The sequence below is a fragment of the Microbacterium sp. 13-71-7 genome (genome assembly GCF_002257455.1).
GTDB lineage: Bacteria > Actinomycetota > Actinomycetes > Actinomycetales > Microbacteriaceae > Microbacterium.
The window spans coordinates 1-7,418 of sequence record NZ_NCKN01000201.1; the positions used below are offsets into that span (position 1 = coordinate 1).

General features: G+C 72.8%; 6 protein-coding genes and 1 pseudogene. 4 read left to right on the plus strand and 3 right to left on the minus strand.

Going from position 1 to position 7,418, the window contains the following annotated elements:
* The first annotated feature begins 231 nt into the window (after nucleotides 1-231).
* The gene (locus tag B7X32_RS16220; RefSeq protein ID WP_292721895.1) at nucleotides 232-2,304 is read left to right on the plus strand and encodes an FtsK/SpoIIIE domain-containing protein; all 2,073 of its coding nucleotides are present in this window, start codon (nucleotides 232-234) and stop codon (nucleotides 2,302-2,304) included.
* Here B7X32_RS16220 and ald read toward each other — a convergent pair.
* Both ald and B7X32_RS16230 read right to left on the minus strand, forming a co-directional pair.
* Nucleotides 2,276-3,391 carry an alanine dehydrogenase gene (gene ald, locus B7X32_RS16225; RefSeq protein WP_292721898.1) on the minus strand — a complete coding sequence of 372 codons (1,116 nt, stop codon included), beginning with the start codon at nucleotides 3,389-3,391 and terminating at the stop codon, nucleotides 2,276-2,278. The two genes, B7X32_RS16220 and ald, sit on opposite strands and share 29 nt — an antisense overlap.
* Nucleotides 3,392-3,457: 66 nt before the next feature.
* Nucleotides 3,458-4,453, minus strand: coding sequence for an asparaginase (locus tag B7X32_RS16230; RefSeq protein WP_292721900.1), 996 nt, complete (start codon nucleotides 4,451-4,453; stop codon nucleotides 3,458-3,460).
* An 80-nt stretch (nucleotides 4,454-4,533) separates the two neighbouring features.
* Between B7X32_RS16230 and B7X32_RS16235 the strand changes: the two genes are divergently transcribed.
* Nucleotides 4,534-5,028 (plus strand): OsmC family protein, encoded by a 495-nt coding sequence (locus B7X32_RS16235; RefSeq protein WP_292721903.1) that lies wholly within the window; start codon nucleotides 4,534-4,536, stop codon nucleotides 5,026-5,028.
* A gap of 9 nt (nucleotides 5,029-5,037) precedes the next feature.
* Here B7X32_RS16235 and B7X32_RS16240 read toward each other — a convergent pair whose 3' ends face one another.
* Entirely contained in the window at nucleotides 5,038-5,727 is a 690-nt protein-coding gene (locus tag B7X32_RS16240) for a lysophospholipid acyltransferase family protein (protein ID WP_292721909.1), read from the minus strand.
* 284 nt (nucleotides 5,728-6,011) lie between these two features.
* Here B7X32_RS16240 and B7X32_RS16245 point away from each other — a divergent pair, with 284 nt between their 5' ends.
* Both B7X32_RS16245 and B7X32_RS16250 read left to right on the plus strand, forming a co-directional pair.
* On the plus strand, nucleotides 6,012-6,980 hold the full coding sequence (locus B7X32_RS16245; RefSeq protein ID WP_292721905.1) for an FKBP-type peptidyl-prolyl cis-trans isomerase: 969 nt from the start codon (nucleotides 6,012-6,014) through the stop codon (nucleotides 6,978-6,980).
* Nucleotides 6,981-7,066: 86 nt separating this feature from the next.
* A pseudogene (locus B7X32_RS16250) lies at nucleotides 7,067-7,418 on the plus strand (1-deoxy-D-xylulose-5-phosphate reductoisomerase); the annotation flags it as partial.

Here is a 7,418-nt window from a genome sequence, read left to right on the forward strand (position 1 = left end):
GATTGCCGCAGGCGCGTCCCGCTCCGCACGGCACGGGGGCGGTGCACGTCGGCGCACGGCGGACCGCGCCGTCCGGGGCTCGGCTCAGCCTGCTCGCCCCCGGCGCGCCGCCGCCGGCGGGCTACTACGCCGTGCTGGACGTCGCGGAGCCCGGAGCCGCCGCGCTGCGCACTCCGGGCGGCACCCGCGCCTGCCGGGCGGAGGGCCTCTCGCGAGCAGGCGGAGGAGATCGTGCGGCACCTCACGCGGGAGCACGGGGAGGAAGCGGCGATCCCCGCGGAGGTGGCGCTGAGCGACGTGCTCCCGCCCGCGCCGGGGCAGGAGGCGGACGGCAGCGTTCCAGGGCGGCCTCCGGCGAGGGCGGAGGGCCTGCGGGCGGCGATCGGGCGGGACGCGGCGGGAGTGGTCGCGCTCGACCTCGTCGACGAGGGGCCGCACGCGCTCGTGACCGGGGTCACCGGCGCGGGCAAGAGCGAGCTCCTGGTGAGCTGGGTCGTCGCCCTCGCCGCCGCGCACACGCCCGAGCAGGTGGGCTTCGTGCTGGCCGACTTCAAGGGCGGCACGGCGTTCGAGCGGCTGCGCGCGCTGCCGCACGTGGCCGCCGTGATCACCGACCTCGACGCCTCTGGTGCAGAACGCGGCGTGCGGAGCCTGCGGGCGGAGCTTCGGCGCAGGGAGGGAGTCCTCGCGACGTCGGGCGCCCGCAGCGTCGCCGAGACCGGAGGAGCGCTGGGCCGGCTGGTGATCGTCGTCGACGAGTTCGCGGCCCTGCTGCAGGAGCACCCCGACCTGGCTGCCGTGTTCACGGACATCGCCGCCCGCGGGCGCGCTCTCGGTGTGCATCTGATCCTCGGCACGCAGCGCGCCACCGGGGTGATCCGCGACGCGCTGGCCGCGAACTGCCCGCTGCGCATCGCCCTGCGCGTCACGGATCCGGCCGACAGCAGGGCCATGATCGGCAGCGACGCCGCGGCTGCGCTCCCGGGTGACGCCGGCGGGCGCGGACTCGCGTACCTCCGCCGCCCTCAGGACGCGGTGCCCGTGGCGTTCCGCGTCGCGCGGACCGGTGCACAGGAGCTCGCCGTCCTCACGACCCGCTGGCACGGCGCGACACAGGCTCAGAGCCCCTGGCAGCCGGCCCTGCCGCGGCGGCTGCACCGTGCCGGCCTTGCCGCGGCAGGCCAGGGGGAGATCGTGCTCGGGCTCGCGGACGAGCCGGAGCAGCAGCGGCAGAGGACGCGCACGCTGCGCGTCGGCGAGGACAGGGGGCTCGCGGTGTTCGGCGGGCCTGGTAGCGGGAAGAGCAGCATCCTGCGGGCGGCGGTGGCGCAGACGCCGGACGGGTTCCTGCTGCCTGCGGATCCCGAGCAGGCGTGGTCGGTGATCGACGAGATCGCGGAAGGGCGACGCCCGGTGCCGCCGCTGCTGGCGGTGGACGATGTCGACCGGCGCCTCGCGGCGTTCCCGCTCGAGTACGCCTCCGGCTGGGCGGAGCGCCTGCAGCGTGTCATCCGGCTCGCAGCGGAGCGCGGCGGCACGGTGGTCCTCAGCGCCTCACGCTGCACGGGCCAGCTCTCGGTCCTCGCGGACCTGCTGCCGGAGCGGGCGCTGCTGCGCGCCGCGAGTCGCACCGAGCATCTCACCGCCGGGGGAGAGCCCGGCTCGTACGATCCCGACCGTCCGCCGGGGCGCGCCCGGCTGGGCGGGGCAGAGGTGCAGTTCGTGCTGCCCGACGAGGAGCCCGCCGGGGGCGCGGCTCCCGCGGCGCGTCGCAGACGCACGACCCTGCGTGCGGACACGCCGCGCTGGGAGCCTCGGGCGCTGCTCGTCGGCGTGGTGAGCCCGACGCCGTCGCGCACGGCGGAGACACTCGCCGCCCGCTTCGGGCTCGCCGCGGTGCAGGTGCTCCGAGACGGGGCCCCTGTGGTGCTGCCGGAGGGGGAGGGGCTGGGCGATGCGGCGGCCGAGGCCGGGCGGATCCGTGGCGACGGCGGAGGCGCGGGGCGAGAGCGCGCCGCGCCCCGGGAGCCGGAGCCCGGGGGACTCCTCCTGCTCGTCGGCGATGCCGACGCCTGGCAGCGGCAGTACGCGCTCTGGCAGCGGATCGTCCGCACCGGCGAGGTCGTGGTGCTCGCCGAGGCCGCACGTGACCTTCGCATGCTCGCCGGGGTGCGCGAGCTGCCGCCGTACGCGACGCCGCATGCGGGGCGGGCGTGGACCATCGATCGGGACGGTCGACCGTCCAGGGTGATCCTGCCCGCCCCGCAGGGCGACGTCAGCCCAGCAGCTCGTCCAGCGGCGTGAGCGGCAGCTCGTGCGCGGTGGCGACGCCGGCGTTGGCGATCCTGCCGCCGGTCACGTTGAGGCCGCCGGCCAGAGCCGCGTCTGCGCGCAGCGCCGCCTGCCAGCCGCGCCCCGCGATCTGCCGCACGTACGGCAGGGTGGCGTTGGTGAGTGCCGACGTGGAGGTGTTCGGCACGGCGCCAGGCATGTTCGCCACGCAGTAGAAGACCGTGTCGTGCACGCGGAACGTGGGGTCGTCGTGCGTGGTCGGGTGCGTGTCCTCGAAGCAGCCGCCCTGGTCCACCGCGATGTCCACGAGCACGCTGCCCGGGCGCATCTCGGCGACCATGTCGTTCGTGACCAGCTTCGGCGCCTTCGCACCGGGGATCAGCACCGATCCGATGACGAGGTCCGAATTCACGACCGCACGCCGCAGATCGAGAGGGTTCGACGCCGCGGTCTTCACCCGACCGCCGAAGAAGTCGTCCAGGTAGCGCAGGCGCGCGATGTTGGTGTCGAAGATGGTCACGTCCGCGCCCATCCCCGCCGCGATGACGGCCGCATTCGCGCCGGCCACGCCGCCGCCGATGACCGTGACGGTGGCGGGGCGGGTGCCGGGAACGCCCGACATCAGCAGACCCAGGCCGCCGTGCGAGCGCATCAGCGTGTTCGCGCCGACGAGCGGCGCGAGGCGCCCCGCGACCTCGCTCATCGGGGCGAGCAGCGGCAGAGCGCCGGAGGCCAGCTGCACCGTCTCGTAGGCGATCGCGGTCATGCCCGACTCGGCGAGCCGATCGGTGAGCGCGCGATCGGCGGCGAGGTGCAGGTACGTGAACAGCACCAGGTCGCTGCGGAAGCGGTGGTATTCGCTGGCGATCGGCTCCTTCACCTTCAGCACCAGCTCGGCGCGCGCCCAGACCTCATCGGCGTCATCGAGCAGCGTCGCTCCCGCCTCCACATAGTCGGCATCCGACATCGAGGAGCCGGCGCCGGCGCCGGACTGCACGAAGACCTCATGGCCGGCCTGAACGAGGTCGTGCACGCCGGCGGGCGTGAGGGCGACGCGGAACTCGTTGTTCTTCACCTCGCTGGGGACAGAGATCCTCATCGTGGCTCCTTTCCTTTTCCCTGATGGGCTTTCCCGCCCGCGGGTTCTGGCCCCTTCTGGGGGCGCTCAGATTCCGGCGCCGGGGCGGATGGCCCCCACGCCGCTGCCGCCTCCGAGGACGGCAAGTGGAAGGGCCGAGGCGAGGCTGTCCACCTGCGCGTCGGTCAGCGCGCCCGCACGGGCGAGCAGGGTGGCGGCGACGATCGTCGCCGCGCGGCCGGAGCCGTCGAGCATCTTCAGGGCGACCGTGGCGCCGTTCGGGGCCACCATCACCATCACGCCCTCCGCGCCGTGCTTCGCGAAGACGCCGAGCTTCTCGATCGCGATGGTGTCGGGGCGGCCGGGACCCTCGATCGTCCACGGGTTCTCCCGCACCGTGCGCACCAGCGCGCCGGCGACTCGGTGCAGTGCGAACGGCGAGCCCTCCGAGGCGGTGCCGATGCGATGCACGGCCCTGGCGAGTCCGGTGAGCGTGATCGCGTGCACCGGGGCTCCGCAGCCGTCGATGGCGGTGGCCGTGATGCGCTCACCGCTGAGGCGCTCGACGACGTCCTTGATGTGCACCTGCAGAGGATGGTCCAGGTCGAGGTAGCCGGCCGTCGGCCAGCCGTTCGCGATGCAGGCGCGCAGCATCGTGGCGTGCTTCCCCGAGCAGTTCATCCGGATCCGCGCCTTGCCGGCGTGATCGCGCACCAGTTCGTCCCTGGTGGCCGAATCGCCGGGCCAGTCCGCGGGGCAGCCGAGGTCGTCCTCGGTGAGGCCGCCCGCCGCGAGGATCTCGCGCACCACGGCGACGTGCCGATCGGTGCCGATGTGGCTCGCCGTGGCCAGGCCGAGCTGCTCGCCCTCGAGCGGGGCGCCGGCGGTCAGGCACGCGATCGCCTGCATCGGCTTCATGCTGGAGCGGGGCAGCACCAGCGCGTCGGAGTTGCCGTGGCGGACCACGACCTCGCCTTCCGGGGAGAGCACGACGGCTGCTCCGATGTGGCGGGATTCGATGAATCCGTTCCGTTCGACGACGGCGAGTTCCACGGCATCCTGGACGGTCAAAGTCTGCACCACGTGTGCCAGCCTAGTGGGCGCGCGCACGGCCGACGGGCGCATTTCGGCCCGGGCGGGCGGGATCCTGGCACGATGGTTCCATGACCCTCGGCACGCACCGCTACGCCCTCCGCACGACCTGGACCGGGAACAGGGGGACCGGCACCTCGGGCTATCGCGACTACGACCGCGCGAGCACGGTCAGCGTCGAGGGCAAGCCGGATCTGCTGGCCTCCTCCGACAAGCCGTTCCGCGGGGATCCGACCCGCTGGAACCCGGAGGACATGCTGCTCGCGGCGCTCAGCGAGTGCCACCTGCTGAGCTACCTGCACGCCTGCGTCACGGCCGGCGTCGTCGTCGTCGACTATCGAGACGAGGCCACCGGCACGATGCAGGAGGACGGGCGGGGTGGCGGCGCGTTCACCGAGGTCACGCTGCATCCGGTCGTGACGATCGCCGACGAGACCATGCGCGCAGCCGCCGAGGCCGCGCACGCGCAGGCCAACGCCTGGTGCTTCATCGCGAATTCGGTGTCGTTCCCCGTGCACCACGAGGCCACGATCCTGATCGCGGATCCGACTGCCGCCCTGGCGTGACGCGCGCGGTCAGCGCCGCTCGTGCGGCAGGGCCTGCTTGATCTTCTCGATCGCGCCCTGTGCGGGCACCTCGTTGTAGACGCCCGCGAGCTCCTGCTCGCTCAGCGCGTGGATGGCCGTCATGATCTCGTCGGTCGCACCCCGGCGGGCGCGTCCCGAAGTCGCAGGGCCATGGTGCGAGAGATCCAGCGGTTCGCCGAAGCGGATCGTGACCTTCGAGCCGATCTTGGGCATGCTCGCGCCGACCGGCATCGCCTTGTCGGTGCCGATCACGCCGACCGGCACGACCTTCGCGCCCGTCTGCAGGGCGAGGAAGGCGACGCCCGTGCGTCCCTTGTAGAGGCGGCCGTCGGTCGAACGCGTGCCCTCGGGGTACAGGGCGACCGCGAGCCCCTGATCCAGCAGCTTCCGCTGCGCGTCCAGGGCGTCCAGTGCCGCCTGTCCCGCGCCCCGGCGCACGGGGATCGCGCCGACCGCGCGCATGAAGCTGGCCACGAACCGCCCCTTGAGGCTCGTGCCCTCGAAGTAGCTCGACTTCGCGAGGAAATGCACGCGCCGAGGGGCGGCGACGGGGATCGCGATCGAGTCGATGAAGGAGAGGTGGTTCGAGGCGAAGATGATCGGGCCGTCCATCGGCACGTTCGCACGGCCCTCGATGCGAGGGCGGTAGATGAGCCGGGTGAGCGGGATCAGGATCATCCGGCCGAGCAGGTAGGTCGCACCGGCCCGATGCACCTCTTCGTCGACGCTCTGTTGCTGATCCGCGACGGCTTCGTCGCGGGCCGCAGACGCTGCGGGTTCGGGTTCCGGGGTCACCAGACAAGGCTAGATCAGGATCCATTCCGCGATCGGAATGCGCGCGCGCGGCGGAGATCATCGCGCTCGCGCGGCGGGGAGCAGCGAGCGATCGCACCGCCTCCCAGCGGCGGCAAAGCCCGATAGGGCAGGATAGGCGGGTTCGTCTCTACGTCTCGAGGTCCTCCGTGCGCATCCGCCTTGCCGCTGCTCTCTCCGCCGTCGCAGCGACGGCCCTCCTGCTCTCCGGCTGTGCCGGTGCCGGGAACCCCTCCGCGTCCCCGTCGCCGTCGGCGTCGTCGTCGTGCCTGCTCAACGCGAAGCCGGGCAAGACCTCCGACGCGGTCAAGGTCGACGGCGAGGGCAAGGATCTGAAGGTCACGGTGCCGTCCGGAACGGACATCGACGCCGCCACGTCCGTCGAACGCACGGTCCTGAAGAAGGGCGATGGCAAGAACGTCGTCGCGGGGGACCTGGTCTCCGTGCAGTACCGCCTCGTGAAGGCCGCCGACGGCACGGCTCTGGACTCGAGCGAGCGGGGTGCGGGCGACCAGCTCCCGATCCTGCTCGACCCGAACCAGCAGTCGCTCTTCGTCGTGGCCCTGGAGTGCCAGCCGCTCGGATCCTCGATCGTCCTCGCCGTGCCAGGCAAGCTCCTCGGCCAGGGGCAGCAGTCCGTCGTCGTGTACGCGCAGTCCACGAAGAAGCTCCCGACCGTCGCCGACGGCAAGGAGGTTGCCCCGGTCGCCGGGATGCCCACCGTGAAGCTCGCCAAGGACGGCGCGCCCGACATCACGATCCCCAAGTCCGACCCGCCGACGGAGACGAAGATCGCCGACCTCAAGCAGGGCGACGGACCGACCGTCGGAAGCGGCGACTACGTGATCGTGCAGTACCGCGGCGTGACCTGGGCCGACGGCAAGGAGTTCGACTCCAGCTGGAAGCGGGGGACGCCGGCGCAGTTCCAGACCACCGGCGTGGTGCCCGGCTTCAAGAAGGCGCTCGAGGGCCAGAAGGTGGGCTCGCAGGTGCTGGTCGTGATCCCGCCGGCCGACGGCTACGGCGATCAGGCGCAGTCGTCGATCCCCGCGAACTCGACGCTCGTCTTCGTGATCGACATCCTCGGCACGCTGCCTTCGGCCGCACCCGCGCAGTGATCGCCTCCTGACGCCGATCGGGGCCCGCCACGTCGCCGACGTGGCGGGCCCCGCTGCGTCAGGGGGACACGGCCTAGGCTGAGGCCATGCGTCGCGTCCTCATCCTCGGCTCCACCGGCTCCATCGGCACTCAGGCCCTCGACGTGATCCGGGCCAATCCGGATCGCTTCGAACTGGTCGGGCTCGCCGCGGGCACGCAGGCGGAGCTGCTGGAGCAGCAGGCCGAGGAGTTCGGCGTGGACGACACGGCCCTCGGCGCCGCCGAGGCCGAGCAGCTGGTCCGCGACGTCGAGGCCGACGTGGTGCTCAACGCGATCACCGGATCGATCGGGCTCGGGTCTACCCTCGCCGCGCTGAAGGCCGGCCGCACCCTGGCGCTCGCCAACAAGGAGTCGCTGATCGTCGGCGGGGCCCTCGTCACCGCACTCGCCGCACCGG